Origin of the sequence: Streptomyces graminilatus, from assembly GCF_001418565.1 — a bacterium.
Taxonomy (GTDB): domain Bacteria; phylum Actinomycetota; class Actinomycetes; order Streptomycetales; family Streptomycetaceae; genus Streptomyces; species Streptomyces graminilatus.
Genome location: NZ_LIQQ01000218.1, coordinates 1 through 15,661, shown reverse-complemented (window position 1 = coordinate 15,661; position 15,661 = coordinate 1). Strand labels below are relative to the sequence as shown.

The following is a 15,661-nucleotide window of genomic DNA, read 5'->3' as shown; positions in this document are numbered from 1 at the left end:
CAGGAGGGCGTCGAGGGTGCCGGGGAGGTCATGCCGGACGTCCTCCTCGTCGGCAAGGGGCTGAGCGGCGGGGTGGTGCCCGTCGCGGCGATGGTCGCGACGGAGACGGCGTACGGCCCGTTCTCCCGCGACCCCTACCTCCACACGTCGACGTTCGCCGCCTCGCCGATCGCGTGCGCGGCGGCGCGGGCCGCGGTCGAGGCGCTGGCCAGGGAGGATGTCGTCGCCCGGGCACGGGTGCTCGGTGAGCGGCTGCTCGCGGGGGTCCGGGCGGTCTGCGCGCCGTACGGAGGCGGGCTCGTCCGGGAGGTGCGCGGGCGGGGGCTGCTGATCGGGCTGGAGTTCACCCGGGAGCAGGCCGTCGGTGAACTGGTCCTCGAACTGGTCGGCCGGGGCGTGCTCGTGAACCACTCCCTCAACGCCTCCCGGGTGCTGCGCCTGACACCGCCCGCGATCGTCGGCGACGACGAGGAGGGGCTGTTCCTGACGACCCTGGCGCAGGCGCTGCACGATGTGGCGCGGCGGATGGGGCGAGATCCCGGTCAGTGATGCGGGCGGCGGCGGTCGAAGAGGAGGGCGGCGGCGCCGAGCACCATCAGGCCCCGCGAAGGGGTCCAGGGCCGCTGCCCTCCCATGCCGGCCGGGGTGTGCGGTTCGTGGAGCTGGAGGGCGAACTGGCGGCCCGCCGCGTCGGAGAGGATGCCGCGCAGCTGTTCGGGCGCGGACACGGCGAAGGACAGGAAGTCCATGGTGTTGCGGGCCGCCTGGTCGAGGGAGAAGTACTCGCGCAGCAGGGCCATGACGATGCCCCGCGCCTCCGCCTTGAAGACGTCCGCGAGGCTGATCTCCGGGGCCAGGCAGCGCACCGAACCCTCCAGGTTGGCGAAGGACTTGCCGAGCAGGGAGATGGCGGGCGCCGAGCCGATGCCCCGCTTGGTCGCCTTCTCCAGCACGGTCGTCAGGGACACCCCGAAGTTGAGGTCGTCCAGGGAGGCCGTGGCGACCTTGGGCACCAGAGCGGCCATGTCGGCGGCGAACGCGGGCAGGTTGGACCACGGGGTGACGCGCCCCATGTCCGCCCAGGCCCAGGCGAGTCCATGGCCGTCGTTCTGGGCGAGGGCCATCAGGAGGGGCAGCAGTTGCAGGCTCGTACGCCGGTCGAGGCGGCCGATCATGCCCCAGTCGATGAGCGTGGCCGGGCCGCCGGGCAGCGCGAAGACGTTCCCGGCGTGCGGGTCGGCGTGGAACATGCGGTCGACGAAGTAGCCGCGGTACATGAAACGCAGCAGGTCCTTGCCGATGTCCGTGCGCTCCCGGTCGCTGAACGAGCCGCGGTCCAGGTGCCGTACGGAGGACCCGGGTGCCAAGGACTGCACCAGCACCTTCGGGGTCGCGTGGACGACCCGGGGCACGGCGAGGGCCGGATAGCGCTTGATGTGCTCGCGGGCCTCGTCCATGTTGCGGGCCTCGCCGGTGAAGTCGAGTTCCGGTTCCATGGCGTCGAAGATCGAGCCGAGCATCGCCTCCACGTCGATGACCTCGTTGAAGCGGGGCGCGGTGCGGGCGACGATCCGGGACGCCCTGCGCATCAGCGCCATGTCCGCGCGGACCGCGTCCCGGATCCCGGGCCGCTGCACCTTCACCACCGCCGGCCGCCCGCCGGGCAGGATGACCCGGTACACCTGGGCCAGGGAGGCCGCGCCGAGCGGTCGTACGGTGTCGATGTCGTCGAACCGGCGCTTCCAGTCCGGTCCGAGCTGCTCCCTGAGCACGGGTTCGAAGACGGCGAAGGGCTGCACGTCGACCTGGTCGTGCAGGTTCTGCAGCTCGGCGATCATCGAGGCGGGCACCATGTCGGGCCGGGTGGAGAGGATCTGCCCGAGCTTCACGTAGAAGGGGCCGAGGCTTTCGAGTGCGTGCCGTACGGCCTTGGCGCGCCGGGTGCCGTTCTCGACGTCCCCCTCTTCCTCCTCGCCGTCGGCCGCGCGCCGGGAGCGGCGGCGGTCCCGGGCGAGCCGGCCGGCCTCTTCGGCCGCCAGACCTCCCAGCACCTTCACGACCAGCCGGAGCCGGCTGCCGAGCAGGGCACTGCCCATGTGTCACGACCTTCTGTGTGTGGCGCGTTGCCTGGAGTGCGTACGTGTATGTACGTGCCTGGTACGGGAGTTGGGGGTGGCCGGTCCGGCGGGGCGGGGACAGGCCCCGCCCCGCCGTCGGTCACCCCGCCGTCAGCCGCTCCGCGTCAGACGCTCTTCCTCGCCGCCGAGGGCCGGGCGGCACCGCCCGTCACCGCTCCGGCCACCGACTGCACGCTCTCCAGCACGCCGACCAGGTTGGCGACGAGCTCGGAGAGCTGGGCGATCTGCCGCGGCAGCGCCGCCAGCCCTTCCGCCATGTCGGCCGCTCCCGACACGGCCGACGCGGCCCCGCCCGCCATCTGTCCGAACGCGGCCAGCGGATTCGCGCCGCCGCCCGCGAGTGCGGCGAGGGGGTTGGGGGCCGCTCCGGTGAGGGCGGCCAGCGGGTTGGGGGCCGCGCCCGTCAGCGCGGCCAGGGGGTTGGCGGCGCCCACTCCGGCGGCGGCGTTGGCGGCGTTCGCCAGTGCCGCGACGGGATTGGCCACTCCGCCGAGGGCCGAGAGCGCGCTGACGGTCCGCAGCACCTCCCCGGGCAATCCGTTCAACGCCTGGTACGGATTGCCGGGGGCCATCCATTCCGTGGCGTGATAGTTGTCCTGCTTACGGTCGAGAATATCGTCGAAGGCCTTCTTCGTACTGTCGGCGATATCGCCGATGAAGTCCTTGATCGTGTCCTGTGTATTGTTCCTGCCCACAACAACGCCTTCCTTGTCGACTGAACCCCCGAAAATTCGGGAGTCGTTCACAAGAGGCCGGACGCACGCCGGGATCACATCGGGATCACATTCGGCCGTCCGTTACCTGTGGTGTGCCGTGACCCCGTCCAGCGTCTGGGCGCACACGAGCCGCAGCCGTGCCCGCCCCCGGGTGAACGCGCCCTCGGCCGCCTTCAGCGAGATCTGGTGCATACGGGCGAACTCCATCGTGGAGATACCGTCCGCGCGGGCCAGCATGACCTGGCGCTCCCGGCCCCGCAGTTCCTGGACCTGGCGCAGCAGCCACCGTCCGAAGTCCTCGTCGCACACGTCCTCGTCCGGCAGCTCGGGCCTGCTGACGTGCGCGGTACGGCCCACCAGCCGCCGTCTGCGCTCGAGTTCGCGGTAGTGGTCGACGCACAGCCGCAGCGCGACCGAGGTCAGAAAGGGTCCGATCCGCTCCTGGTCCAGGTTGTCGTGGGCCGCCGCCCGCAGCATCGTCTCCTGGACACAGTCCTCCGCGTCCTGGGCGGTCGGCAGCCGCCGGCGGACCAGTCGCATCAGTCGTTCCCGGTGGCCGGCGATCTCCTCCCAGGACGAATCGCGAGGGATTTTTCCGTCGACACTTGCGTGGTCTCCAACGCAGTCTTTCAAATTCATGCAGTACACGGCCCCGAAATGTCCCGTGAGCGCGAATCCAGAATATTCGCACGCCCTGTCCCCAACCCGACGGGAAAGGACTGTCCGGGTCAACTCACGGACAAACCGAGCCGATTGCCTACCACTCGTCCGAATGGAAAAAGCAGGAAGCGCCTTCAACACACGGCGCACCATGCTATAAAAACCCATATGACTGCGAGCTCGGCCTGTTTGCGCAGAAACGTCACATCAAGATCAGGCCGGTGAAATCATTCACCGGCAGCATACCCATATCGGCCATGGCGGAATCGAACTCGCCAATACCGGCCGACCTGCTTCTGTCCCGCCGCTCAGCCCTCGGTCTGCGCCGCGGTCTGTGCGGACGTCTGTGCGGCGGCCTGTTTGATGGCCTCGCGGATCCTGCAGTACGTGCCGCAGCGGCAGACGTTCTCGATGCGGTCGATGTCCGCGTCGGTCGGCTCGGAGGTCTGCCGCAGCAGCGCCGCCGCGGCCATGATCTGCCCCGGCTGGCAGAAGCCGCACTGTGCCACATCCTGGTCGAGCCACGCCTGCTGGACGGGGTGCAGCGTGTCGCCGTCGGCCAGCCCCTCGATGGTGGTGACCTTCCGGTCCGCGCAGTCGGCGACCGGCACGACACAGGGCTGGATCTCGGCGCCGTCGAGATGGCTGGTGCAGGCGCGGCAGACCCCGACCCCGCAGCCGTACTTGGGGCCGGTCACATGCAGCAGGTCGCGCAGCACCCAGAGCAGCGGCATGTCGGCCGGGGCCTCGACGGTGACCGGCTTGCCGTTGAGGTCGAAGGTGTAGCTGGGCATCGGAACCCTCTCGGAGGCGAGGTCGTACGGGGCAGAGGTCAGAAGTTGAGCGGGAAGCGGCGGGGTTTGGTGCCCGTCGCGCGGGCGTACGCGTTGGCGACCGCGCCCGCCGCGGCCGGCACCCCGAGTTCACCGGCCCCGCCGGGCTCGCCCTTCGACGGCATGATGTGCGCCTCGAAGCGCAGCGGGGCGTGCCGCTGACGGGCGTAGTGGAAGTCGGCGAAGCTGCTCTCGCGGATCGCGCCCCGGTCGATGTGGAGCCCGGCTTGCAGGACGGTGGAGATGCCGTCGATCGTGGCGCCCATGAGCTGGGCCTCAAGTCCACGCGGATTCACGGCGATTCCGACGTCGGCCGCCAGCACCGCCCTGGTCACCCGCGGGTTCTTCGGGTCGGTGGCGTCGATCTCGATCAGGCAGGCCACGCAGGAGCCGTACTCCTCGTGGACCGCGATGCCCTGCCCGTGGCCGGCCGGCATGGTCCGCCCCCAACTCCCGGCGGACGCCGCCTTGTCGAGGACGGCACGCACGGCCTTGCTCCGGAGTGTGGTGCGCCGGAAGGCGACCGGGTCCTTGCCGAGGCTGCGGGCGGTCTCGTCGACCATGATCTCCTCGGCGGTCCGGGTCGTCCCGGAGTCGACCGAGCGCCATGCGCCCAGCGGTATCGCCGCCAGCTCCACCGAGCCCCAATTCCCCGACAGCCGACCGAAGTTGTACAGCCCGCTGTCGCTGGGCACCGGGCCCGCCGACGGGCCACGCCCCGCCCGGGTCAGCGCGGACGTCACCCCGCCCTGCGCACGGGCACCGTCCCGCACCGCACCCTCGTTCGCCGAGGCCAACGCGTGGGTGAAGGCCACCACTTGGCCGTTCTTGTGGCTGACCCTGATCCGGTGGTGGGTGGCCGGGCGCATCCTGCCGTGCCGCAGGTCGTCGCTGCGGCTCCACATCAGTTTGACCGGCATACGGGCCGCCTTGGAGACGAGGGCGGCCTCCAGCGCGAAGTCGTGGTTCAGCCGCCGCCCGAACGAGCCGCCGCCCCGCGTGACATGGACCTTGACCTTCGACGCCGGGAGTCCGACCGCGGCGGCGATGTCGTCCCGGGCAAACATCGGTCCCTGACTGGAGAACCACAGCTCGGCCCGGTCCGCGCGGACGTCCGCCACCGTGGTCAGCACCTCCATCGGGGAGTGGCCGATGAACGCGAACTCGAACTCGCCGGTCACCTGTGTCGATCCGCTCGGCGCCGCGCCCAGCGGCGGTACGGCGGCGCGCAGCCGGGACCGGACGGCCGTGTCGGAGAGCGCGGCCAGCGGGCCCGGGGCCCAGGTGATCCGCAGGGCGTCTTTGGCCTTGAAGGCGTGGTGGAAGGTGTCCGCGACCACGGCGACCCCGCCCGCGACCCGTACGACCGCGCGGACGCCCGGCATGGCACGGGCCGCCCGGTCGTCGACGGCGCGGATCTTCCCGCCGATCGTCGGGGGCCGGGCCACCACGGTCGGTTTCGCACCGGCCACGTTCAGGTCACCGGCGTACTGCGCCTTGCCGGTGATGATGTCCCGCGCGTCGATGCGGGTCGTCGGCTTTCCGATCACCTTGTGCCGGGCGGCCGGTTTGGGCGTGGTGGGCACGGCCGGCCGGGTGATCCGCGCGGCGGCCTCGGTGAGCGAGCCGAAGGTGGCCGTACGCCCGTCCGGCGCGATCACCATCGTGTCCTTGGTCCACAGTGCGCGCGCGGGCAGGCCCCAGCGCCGGGAGGCGGCGGTCACCAGCTTGGCGCGCGCGGTGGCGGCCAGCGCCCGGGCCGGTCCGTACAGGGAGCCGACCGAGTTCGAACCGCCGGTGAACTGGTTTCCCCTGGTACGGGCGTCGGAGAGGGGGATGTCGACGTCGGCCAGGCGGGCGTCCAGTTCCTCGGCGATCATCATGGCGACCGCGGTGGTGACACCCTGGCCGACCTCGGCGCGCGGCAGCCGGACGACGACCCGGTTCGCGGCGGTTACCTCCAGGACCAGCATCTCCTCGTCGTCACCGGTCACCAGGACGCCGGGCCGCGCGCTCGCGTCCGCGCGCTCGGCGCCCTCGGCCGTGGACGAGTCACAGCCGATCGGCGCGGCCACGGTCAGCGTCGTCGCGGCCAGCGAGTAGACCATGAACCTCCGGCGGGACCACTGCCGTTCCATCGCCACCCCTGTCGATTGCCTGCCGGTTCACCCGACTTACCGCCCGTTTCTGACGGTCCGTCACCACGCCCGCTGTCGGTGCGTCTTCTGTCTATGAGGGCCCTCGCGCCTTCTCGGTTGCGTGGCGGCACCGGGTTGTGGGCGGTCATTTCGCGAAGCCGCCCTTCACCGACCCACCTGACGGGGAAATTTACGGAAACGATCCGTTCACGCCTCGTGACCCCTCGCGGAAACACGAGGTTTCTAGCGTGTCCGCTCGTGGATTCGAAGCCGTCCGCCGGGAGCGCCCCACCGCTCACCGCTCCCCGCACGGCACTGGCACTCGCACTGGCACTCGCACCGGCCCGCAGCATCCCCACGTCCCCGAAGGGCTGCCTATGAGCACCACCGAGTCACCTCAGACCACCACGGCACCGAGCTCCGCGACCAGCCAGGCGACGAAGGAGACCCTGGAGGACTACACCCTCCGCTTCGCTCCCCGCAGTTACCGCCGCTGGACCCCGATGGTGGTCGCCACCACGGCACTCGGCGGTATCGCCTACATGGCCGACTTCTCCATCGGCGCGGGCATCGGTCTGGCCCATGGCACCGGAAACGCGCTCGTGGCGATCGCCGTCGCCGCCGTAGTCATCTTCCTCACGGGTTTCCCGCTCGCCTACTACGGCGCCCGCTACAACATCGACCTGGACCTGATCACCCGCGGCTCCGGCTTCGGCTACTACGGCTCTGTCCTCACCAGCGTCATCTTCGCCAGCTTCACCTTCATCTTCTTCGCCCTCGAAGGCTCCATCATGGCCCAGGGCCTGAAACTGGGCCTCGGACTGCCGCTCTGGCTGGGCTACGCCCTCTCCACGCTGATGGTCATCCCGCTGGTCATCTACGGCATGAAGGCGCTCAGCAAGCTCCAGGTGTGGACCACGCCCGTCTGGCTGGTCCTGATGGTCGCCCCGCTCGTCTACCTCGTCTCCACCGACCCCGGCACCATCGACCGCTTCCTCTCCTACGCCGGCACCGACGGCAAGGGCGGCGTCAACACCGCGTCCGTGCTGCTGGGCGCGGGTGTCTGTCTCTCCCTCATCGCCCAGATCGGCGAGCAGATCGACTACCTGCGCTTCATGCCGCCCAAGACCGAGGCGAACAAGCGCAGTTGGTGGACCGCCGTCATCATGGCCGGACCCGGGTGGGTGGTCCTCGGGGCGCTGAAGCAGGCCATCGGGGTCTTTCTCGCCGTCTACATCCTGGCCAAGGTCGGCGCGGACGCCGCACCCGAGCCGATCCAGCAGTTCCGTGGCGCCTTCGACGCGATGATGCCGTCCTGGCTGGTCGTCCCGCTGGCCGTGGCCCTCGTCGTCATCAGCCAGATCAAGATCAACGTCACCAACGCCTACTCCGGCTCGCTCGCCTGGACCAACTCCTTCACCCGGGTCACCAGGCACTACCCGGGACGCATGGTCTTCGTCCTGGTCAACCTGGGCTTCGCGCTCGCCCTGATGGAAGCCGACATGTTCAGTTTCCTCAACGACATCCTCGGCTTCTACTCGAACTGCGCCATCGCCTGGGTCGTCACCGTCGCCACCGACATCGGTGTCAACAAGTACCTGCTGAAACTGTCCCCGCTCCAGCCCGAGTTCCGCCGGGGCATGCTCCACGCGGTCAACCCGGTGGGTGTGGTGGCCTTCGTCGCCGCGTCCGGGCTGTCCATCGCCATGTACTTCCACGCCCTGGGCGACACCCTCCAGCCGTACTCCCCCGTCGCCGCGGCCGTCATCGCCTTCGTCCTCACCCCGCTCATGGCCGTCGTCACCAGGGGCAGGTACTACCTGCGCCGCACGGACGACGGCATCGAGGAGCCGCTGCTGGACGGGGACGGCAACCCCAGCGCGACGACGTACGACTGTCACGTGTGCCACCAGCCCTACGAGCGCCCCGACCTGGCCGCCTGCCGGACCCATGACGCCATGGTCTGTTCCCTGTGCCTGAGCACCGACAACGTCGGCGACCACGTACTGCCCGCACAACCCGCGAAGGCCTGAACACCCCGGAGCGGCGTTTCCCGCTGTCGGCGCGCTTCAAGCGCGCCGGCCGCGTGTCCCTCCTCACCATCCGAATGGCGGACGTGATCCGACGCGGTGCGGGTCCCGCCCCTTAGGCTGGCTGACGCAACTGGTTCGCCCCGTCCGCCAGGCGGGATGCGTCGCAAGAGGGAACCCGGTGGAAGTCCGGGACTGCCCCGCAGCGGTGAGCGAGAACGACCGCCGTCATACGCACTGGACCCGACGAACAGGGTCTGGGAAGCGACGGCCAGTAGGTGTCCTCCCTTGGTTCTGGGAGGACGTGCCCGCGAGTCCGAAGACCTGCCCGTTGCCCGCGTACGTACGACTCGTGCGCGGACATCCCGGTGACCTCGTGGGCGGGTCGGCGTACATACCAGGCGGACGACCGCGCCCTGCCGCGTGAGATCGGTCCCGTCCGGTTCGTCACCCCTTCGCGTCCTCGTCCCGTCCCGGGATCTCAGGGATTCATCTCGCGAAGGAGATTTCCGTGACAGCCAGGTCCGCAGCCGCGGCGGCACGATCCACCGTGTACGGCTACCCCCGCCAGGGCCCGAACCGGGAACTGAAGAAGGCGATCGAGGGCTACTGGAAGGGCCGCCTCACCGCCGACGCCCTCCATGCCACGGCCGCAGAACTGCGCCGGGGCAACTGGCGCCAGCTCGCCGAGGCCGGAATCGAGGAAGTGCCCACCGGCGACTTCTCGTACTACGACCACGTCCTGGACACCACCGTCATGGTCGGCGCGATCCCGCGACGCCACCGTGCCGCCGTCGAAGCCGACGCCCTGGACGGCTACTTCGCCATGGCACGCGGTACGCAGGACGTGGCGCCGCTGGAGATGACCAAGTGGTTCGACACCAACTACCACTACCTGGTCCCCGAGTTGAGCCCCGAAACCGTCTTCACCGCTCACCCGGCCAAGCAGCTCGCGGAGTTGGGCGAGGCCCTCACCCTCGGACTCAGCGCCCGCCCCGTCCTGGTCGGCCCGGTCACCTATCTGCTGCTGGCCAAGCCCGCACCGGGCGTCCCCGCCGGCTTCGACCCGCTCACCCTGCTGGACCGGCTGCTCCCGGTGTACGCCGAGATCCTCGCCGATCTGCGCGCGGCCGGCGCGGAGTGGGTACAGCTCGACGAGCCCGCCCTCGTCCAGGACCGTACCCCGGCCGAGCTGGACGCCGCCGCCCGCGCCTACCGTGCCCTCGGCACCCTCACCGACCGGCCCAAGCTGCTGGTCGCCTCGTACTTCGACCGCCTCGGTGACGCGCTCCCCGTCCTGGCCAAGGCCCCCGTCGAAGGCCTGGCCCTGGACTTCACCGAGGCCGCCGCCGCCAATCTGGAGGCTCTCGCCGCCGTGGGCGGACTGCCCGGCAAGCGTCTGGTCGCAGGCGTGGTCAACGGCCGCAACATCTGGGCCAACGACCTGGAGAAGTCACTCGCCACCCTCGGCACCCTGCTGGGCCTGACCGACCGGGTCGACGTCGCCGCCTCCTGCTCCCTGCTCCATGTGCCCCTGGACACCGCGCCGGAGCGGGACATCGACGCACAGATCCTGCGCTGGCTGGCCTTCGCCCGTCAGAAGACCGCCGAGGTCGTCACCCTCGCCAAGGGCCTCGCCCTGGGCACGGGCGCGATCTCGGGCGAACTCGCCGCCAACCGCGCCGACCTCGCCGCCCGCGCGGACTCCCCCCTGACCCGCGACCCCGCCGTACGGGCGCGTGCCGCCGCCGTCACGGACGCCGACACCCGCCGCTGCCAGCCGTACGCCGAACGCACCGCCGCCCAACACGCCCATCTGCGCCTGCCGTTGCTGCCGACCACCACCATCGGCTCCTTCCCCCAGACCACCGAACTGCGCACCGCCCGAGCCGACTTGAGGGCGGGCCGGATCGACAGCGCCGGGTACGAGAAGCTGATCAGGGCGGAGATCGGCGAGGTGATCTCCTTCCAGGAGAAGACCGGCCTGGACGTCCTCGTCCATGGCGAGCCCGAACGCAACGACATGGTCCAGTACTTCGCTGAGCAGCTCACCGGCTACCTCGCCACCCAGCACGGCTGGGTCCAGTCGTACGGCACCCGGTACGTCCGCCCGCCGATCCTGGCCGGCGACATCTCCCGCCCCGAGCCGATGACGGTGCGCTGGACGACATACGCCCAGTCCCTCACGTCACGGCCGGTCAAGGGCATGCTCACCGGACCGGTCACCATGCTCGCCTGGTCCTTCGTCCGCGACGACCAGCCCCTCGCCGACACCGCGCGGCAGGTCGCCCTCGCCCTGCGCGACGAGGTGAACGACCTTGAGGCGGCCGGGACTTCGGTCATCCAGGTCGACGAACCCGCACTGCGCGAGACACTGCCGCTGCGGGCCGCCGACCACCCGGCCTACCTGGCCTGGGCCACAGAGGCGTTCCGCCTCAGCACCGCCGGTGTCCGTCCGGACACCCAGGTCCACACCCACATGTGCTACGCCGAGTTCGGCGACATCGTCCAGGCCATCGACGACCTCGACGCGGATGTCATCAGCCTCGAAGCCGCCCGCTCCCACATGCGGGTCGCCCGCGAACTCGCCGCCCACGGCTACCCCCGGGAAGCGGGACCGGGTGTGTACGACATCCACTCCCCGCGCGTACCGGACGCGGCCGAGGCGGCTGCCCTGCTGCGCAAGGGACTTGAGGCCATCCCCGCCGAACGCCTGTGGGTCAACCCCGACTGCGGCCTGAAGACCCGCGCCTGGCCCGAGACCCGTACCTCACTGGAGAACCTGGTCACCGCCGCCCGCACGGTCCGGGCGGAACTCTCCGCGTCCTGACAGCGAGCGCCATGGGCCGGGGGAGGCAGGCGGCACCCGCCCACCTCCCCCGGCCCTCCGACACGACCGCGGGAAGCACTCCCGTGCGGTTCAGGAGTCGGGCTCCCTGTGGCGGCGCAGTAACGCCGCTATCGCGCACCGCAGACAGTCCTCGGGCTGCCCCCGGCTCGCGGTCTTGGCGGTGCGGCAGGGGGGTGTGCATTCTCCCGGCGCGGTCGGGGCCGGCTCCTGGCTGTCGTCCGGCGGGGCCTCGACGAGGGTTTCGAGGTCCCGCAGGAGCTGTTCGGTCCGTTTGACCTGTTGGGCGAGTACTCGTACGCGCGCGCTCTGGCCGCCGACCTGACGTCGGCTCGCGAGCAGTCGCTCGTACTCCGCCACGGTGAGGGCGACCGCCTCACGGCCACCCAGGGTGATGCGGCGCGGCTGGGGTCGTCGTCCGGCCAAGTCGGTTCCTCCGCTCCTCGCCCGGGTGTTCCCCGTACGACCGGTCCGGGGAACGCGAGAGGGCCCGCGGACGGTTCCGTGGGCCCTGGCTCGTGTGGCGGGTCATGTCAGTGGGGTGCGGCCACCGGTCGGGCTGTGGCGGCTGTCACGGGCTTGGGGTGGAGCAGCCGCTCGGCGAGTTCGCCGAACACGAGGCCGAAGGTGCCCCACAGGGTGATCTGGATGGCCAGGGCGGAGACGCGGAAGCGCCACAGCACCGTGGCCGGGAAGTCGCCCGGCACCTCGTTGACGACGGGCAGGAAGGCGTACGCCAGTCCGATCGCGAGGGCGAAGGCGGCCACCGCGGCGACGGTGGCGTACCAGGTGCCCAGGCTCGGGGCGAGCCGCTTGCCCAGGATGGTGGCGGCGACCGCGAGGAGCACGCTGAGGACCATCATCAGCAGGTACAGGGTGGTGCGCTTGCCGATGGTGTCGCCGTTGCCGACCGCCGGCGGGTTGGCCGGGTACTTCAGGAACGGCACGACGTACACCGCGAGCAGCGCGCAGCCGGACAGCAGCAGTGCGGTGGCGCGCGGGGTGAAGCGGCCGAGGCGGCCGAGCGCGAAGCAGTAGGCCAGGGCGGCGATACCGCCGAAGGCGACCCCGTAGATCAGGACACCGGTGGCCAGGCCGGCGGTGGACTGAAGGGAGCGGGAGACGAGTTCGACCTCGTGCTCGTGGGCGGGGGCGTGGGCGGCCTCGAAGCCGATCGCCTTGTCGACGTTCGGTTCACCGAGGAAGTAGGCGACGATCAGGGCGAGCAGGCCGGCGCCGAGGCCGGCGAGCATGCCCCGCACGAGCAGGTTTCTTACCGTTGCGGAGTTCATGGAGTGCGCGACGTCCTTCGTCAGTGGCAGGGGAAGCCGAGGAGGTGACGGGCGTCGTGCACCCACTCGTGGACGTCCTCGCCGGAGACGACGGAGGTGGCGCCCTGCTCGGCGCCGACGAAGTACAGCAGGACCAGCATCAGGACTCCGAAGAAGACCGCCCAGGGGGCGATGTCCTTGAGCGGCAGCTTGGCCGGAACGACGGGGGTGGTGACTGTCGGCGATGCGACATGCTGGGCCATGGCAGGCCTCCTCTGGGAGTTCGCGTCCCATCTCGGTGGTGCACAGGACGACGGCCACGGGTCTGACTCACGAAGCGCCCCGTCAGGGCGTCCCGTACACAGTGGCGCGACCGTGCCGGACTCTCACCGGCTTCCGTTTCGCCGTCGTCGATATCGGACTGACGGTACCGTCTGGCACGTCCATGGCCAATACCGCATGCCACCTGGCGTGATCCGCCTCTCCCGCCAGGTGGTGATCACCTCGCGGGCCCGCTCGCTGTCCGGCTCACTGTCCCGGGAACGGCCAGGCGCCGGGCGTCAGGTGTGAATCGCGTACAGGAAACCGTCGAGGCTGGTGACGTACACGGTCCCGTCGGCCACCACGGGCGTCGCCTGCACCTCCCCGCCGGTTCGCAGACGCCAGCGTTCCTCGCCCGTGGCGGCGTCCACCGCCCAGAGCGACATGTCTTCGCTGCCGATGTACACGGTGCCTTCCGCCACCGCCGGCGACGACTGACGAGCGGCTCCGGTCTCCTGCTTCCAGCGTTCCTCCCCTGTGGTGGCGTCCACGGCCCACAGGTACCAGCGGTTGCTGCCCATGTACACGGTCCCGTCGACGACCGAGGGCGTGGACCACGTCGACGTGCCGAGGGGCCGCTCCCAGCGCTTCTCTCCGCCGGCGGCGTCGAGCGCGATCAGGCTGTGGTCACCGCCGACATAGAGGGTGCCGTCGGCCACCACTGGTGAGGTGTGCGGTGAGGCTTGGGTTCTCACCTCCCAGAGCCTGCGTCCTGTGGCCGCGTCCACCGCGTACAGGGAGTCGTAGGGGAAGGAGACGTAGACCTGGCCGTCGGCCACCGCCGGGTCGGTGAACTGCTCGTAGGAGTGTCGACGGCGCGGCCTGAGCCGTTGCTTCCACAGGCTGCGGCCCGTGACCACGTCGACGGCCCAGAGGACGCCGCCACGGCCGGCCACGTACAGCGTGCCGTCGGCCACCACGGGTCGCGCGTCCTGTACGCAGTCGGTCGCGATCTTCCACCGCATGCGGCCGGTGACCGTGTCCACGGCCCACAGGTGCTTGCCGTTGCGGATGTACAGGGTGTTGTCGGCGACCACCGGTGACGAGTGGAACGGGACCGCGGACGTCAGCCCCCACCGTTCCTGGCCTGTGGCGGCGTCCAGCGCCAACAGGCCGCCAGGACGGGTGGCTTGGTACACGACGCCGTCGGCGACAGCCACCGTGCGGTAACCCGCGCCCGGGGCCTTCACCCGCCAGCGTACGGTGCCGCCGATCGGAGCGGGGTCTGCCGGAACGGGTCCCCGACCGGCGCTCGTCCGTATCGGATGCGCGGGGGCGGCACGGTGGTCCTCGGCGGGTGCTTCACCGGGGCGGTGAGCCCGCACGGCGTAGAGGTGCTCGTCGAGGCTGCCTGCGGCGACCACATCGCGGAAGCCGACAACGCGCCGAACCCCGACATGTCGCGTTTGAGTGGTGCAACCATGAATCCGCTTGGTCCCACGGCCCGTTGGCCGCGTCCGGCCTCGTGGCAGAGGGGTCCCGGCTGCGGCGGCAGCCGACGCGGGACGGCTGCGCGTGCCCCGGGGGAGAACGCCGGACAGTCGGACGACGGCGCCGGACGGCGTCCTCGGTGACCCAGGTCGCGACAGGTCGCGGCCGAACGCGTTCACTGTCTGGTGAGCGGGAGGCTGAGGACTCCGCGGTCGTGTCCGACGATCAGGTTGGGGCCCGAGGTGGCCAGACAGGTGACCGCCGCGTCCAGGGCGATGTGCTCCACCGCGCCGGTCTCCGGTTCCCATACCCGCAGTCGGTGACGGTGACCGGTACCGGTGACCACGACCATGCGCCCGTCCCGCAGGGTGGCGGCGGTGATGAACGGCAGGCCGGCGGTGCCTGTGGAGGCGGGCAGACAGTCGCCGATCGGGGCGCCGGTGGCAAGGTCCCACAGCATGACCACGCCACGGTCGTCTCCCGTCGCCAGCACGGCTCGGCCGGGTGTGGGCACAGTCGCCACGGCCGCCACGCGGTGATCGGCAGCCGCGAGCGCACGCGCGCTCAACTGCACGGCCGCACCCGGCTCCCAGGGGTCGTCGACGGCTGGATCCCACACGTGGAGGCGGCCCGCGGTGTCCGAGGCCGCAATCAGCGTGTGACCGGCGGAGATCGGGACGGCGGCGATCGACCGGATCGGACTCCCATAAGGGTTGAGGCGCCCCACGCACTCACCGGTGTCCGGATCCCACAACCGGACGGCGCCTTTGGGGGTGGCGGTGACGAGGCGGCTGCCGCCGTCGGGGACGGTCGCGGCGCACATTCCGGTCACCCCGCCGGGCCAGTCCCCGGCCGGTTCGCGAACCGGCTGCCCAGTGACAGGGTTCCACACGGCGATCGTCCCGCTGTCGCCTCCGCTCGCCAGCAGGACGCGGCCGTCGGGCAGGGGCAGGGCGGTCATCGAGCGGACACGGTCAGGATGTCCTGGCAGCGGATCTTGGACGAGTCGGCCGTCGGCCGCGTCCCACAGGCACACCACGCCCGTGTCGCCCGCGCCGGCCACGAGCGTCGGCCGACCGGGGAGGGACACCACCGCCAGTGCGTTGACACCCCCGGACGGACCGGACGCGGAATCGGAGAACGCCGATATACGGCCCCAGGGTGTGCCGTCGGCCGCGAGCACCACGTCCTCGTCCTGCCGGAACCGGGTCGCCGCCTCACCTGATCGTCCGGCCGCCGCCATGGCTCCATCGTGGCGGCCGGACGATCAGGTGA

13 protein-coding genes and 2 riboswitches are annotated in these 15,661 nt (G+C 70.8%); of the genes, 3 read left to right on the top strand and 10 right to left on the bottom strand.

The window, feature by feature from the left end:
• On the top strand, positions 1 to 549 hold a 549-nt coding region (locus AOK08_RS19450; RefSeq protein ID WP_157876729.1), incomplete at its 5' end, for an aminotransferase class III-fold pyridoxal phosphate-dependent enzyme.
• Here the strand turns inward: AOK08_RS19450 and AOK08_RS19445 are convergent.
• From AOK08_RS19445 to AOK08_RS19425, 5 genes are all read right to left on the bottom strand, one after another.
• Entirely contained in the window at positions 543 to 2,096 is a 1,554-nt protein-coding gene (locus AOK08_RS19445; protein WP_055527523.1) for an ABC1 kinase family protein, read from the bottom strand. The two genes, AOK08_RS19450 and AOK08_RS19445, sit on opposite strands and share 7 nt — an antisense overlap.
• Positions 2,097 to 2,242: 146 nt before the next feature.
• Positions 2,243 to 2,833 (bottom strand): hypothetical protein, encoded by a 591-nt coding sequence (locus AOK08_RS19440; protein WP_055527521.1) that lies wholly within the window; start codon positions 2,831 to 2,833, stop codon positions 2,243 to 2,245.
• A gap of 102 nt (positions 2,834 to 2,935) precedes the next feature.
• Complete coding sequence (locus AOK08_RS19435; RefSeq protein ID WP_079054133.1) at positions 2,936 to 3,493, bottom strand: RNA polymerase sigma factor; 558 nt, start codon at positions 3,491 to 3,493, stop codon at positions 2,936 to 2,938.
• Between the two features lie 329 nt (positions 3,494 to 3,822).
• Entirely contained in the window at positions 3,823 to 4,308 is a 486-nt protein-coding gene (locus tag AOK08_RS19430) for a (2Fe-2S)-binding protein (RefSeq protein WP_055527515.1), read from the bottom strand.
• A gap of 38 nt (positions 4,309 to 4,346) precedes the next feature.
• Positions 4,347 to 6,455 carry a xanthine dehydrogenase family protein molybdopterin-binding subunit gene (locus AOK08_RS19425; protein WP_055527528.1) on the bottom strand — a complete coding sequence of 703 codons (2,109 nt, stop codon included), beginning with the start codon at positions 6,453 to 6,455 and terminating at the stop codon, positions 4,347 to 4,349.
• A 407-nt stretch (positions 6,456 to 6,862) separates the two neighbouring features.
• On the opposite strand from AOK08_RS19425, the gene AOK08_RS19420 reads away from it, so the two are divergent.
• Together AOK08_RS19420 and metE are read left to right on the top strand one after the other, a co-directional pair.
• Positions 6,863 to 8,518 (top strand): purine-cytosine permease family protein, encoded by a 1,656-nt coding sequence (locus AOK08_RS19420; RefSeq protein ID WP_055527511.1) that lies wholly within the window; start codon positions 6,863 to 6,865, stop codon positions 8,516 to 8,518.
• Positions 8,519 to 8,632: 114 nt separating this feature from the next.
• A riboswitch (cobalamin riboswitch) is annotated at positions 8,633 to 8,861 on the top strand.
• A 165-nt stretch (positions 8,862 to 9,026) separates the two neighbouring features.
• Positions 9,027 to 11,345 (top strand): 5-methyltetrahydropteroyltriglutamate--homocysteine S-methyltransferase, encoded by a 2,319-nt coding sequence (gene metE / locus AOK08_RS19415; protein ID WP_055527508.1) that lies wholly within the window; start codon positions 9,027 to 9,029, stop codon positions 11,343 to 11,345.
• Between the two features lie 90 nt (positions 11,346 to 11,435).
• On the opposite strand, the gene AOK08_RS19410 is transcribed toward metE, so the two are convergent.
• The 5 genes from AOK08_RS19410 to AOK08_RS19390 all read right to left on the bottom strand — a co-directional run bounded on the left by AOK08_RS19410 (position 11,436) and on the right by AOK08_RS19390 (position 15,629).
• Positions 11,436 to 11,789, bottom strand: a complete 354-nt coding sequence (locus tag AOK08_RS19410) for a hypothetical protein (protein ID WP_055527507.1) — start codon at positions 11,787 to 11,789, stop codon at positions 11,436 to 11,438.
• Between the two features lie 107 nt (positions 11,790 to 11,896).
• A complete protein-coding gene (locus AOK08_RS19405) occupies positions 11,897 to 12,655 on the bottom strand; it encodes a CbtA family protein (RefSeq protein WP_055527505.1) in 759 nt (252 codons plus the stop codon).
• A gap of 20 nt (positions 12,656 to 12,675) precedes the next feature.
• A complete protein-coding gene (locus AOK08_RS19400) occupies positions 12,676 to 12,897 on the bottom strand; it encodes a CbtB domain-containing protein (RefSeq protein WP_055527503.1) in 222 nt (73 codons plus the stop codon).
• Positions 12,898 to 12,932: 35 nt separating this feature from the next.
• Positions 12,933 to 13,084, bottom strand: a riboswitch (cobalamin riboswitch).
• Between the two features lie 110 nt (positions 13,085 to 13,194).
• Positions 13,195 to 14,319, bottom strand: coding sequence for an outer membrane protein assembly factor BamB family protein (locus tag AOK08_RS19395; protein WP_055527501.1), 1,125 nt, complete (start codon positions 14,317 to 14,319; stop codon positions 13,195 to 13,197).
• Positions 14,320 to 14,561: 242 nt separating this feature from the next.
• Positions 14,562 to 15,629 (bottom strand): WD40 repeat domain-containing protein, encoded by a 1,068-nt coding sequence (locus AOK08_RS19390; protein ID WP_241827011.1) that lies wholly within the window; start codon positions 15,627 to 15,629, stop codon positions 14,562 to 14,564.
• Positions 15,630 to 15,661: the final 32 nt, after the last annotated feature.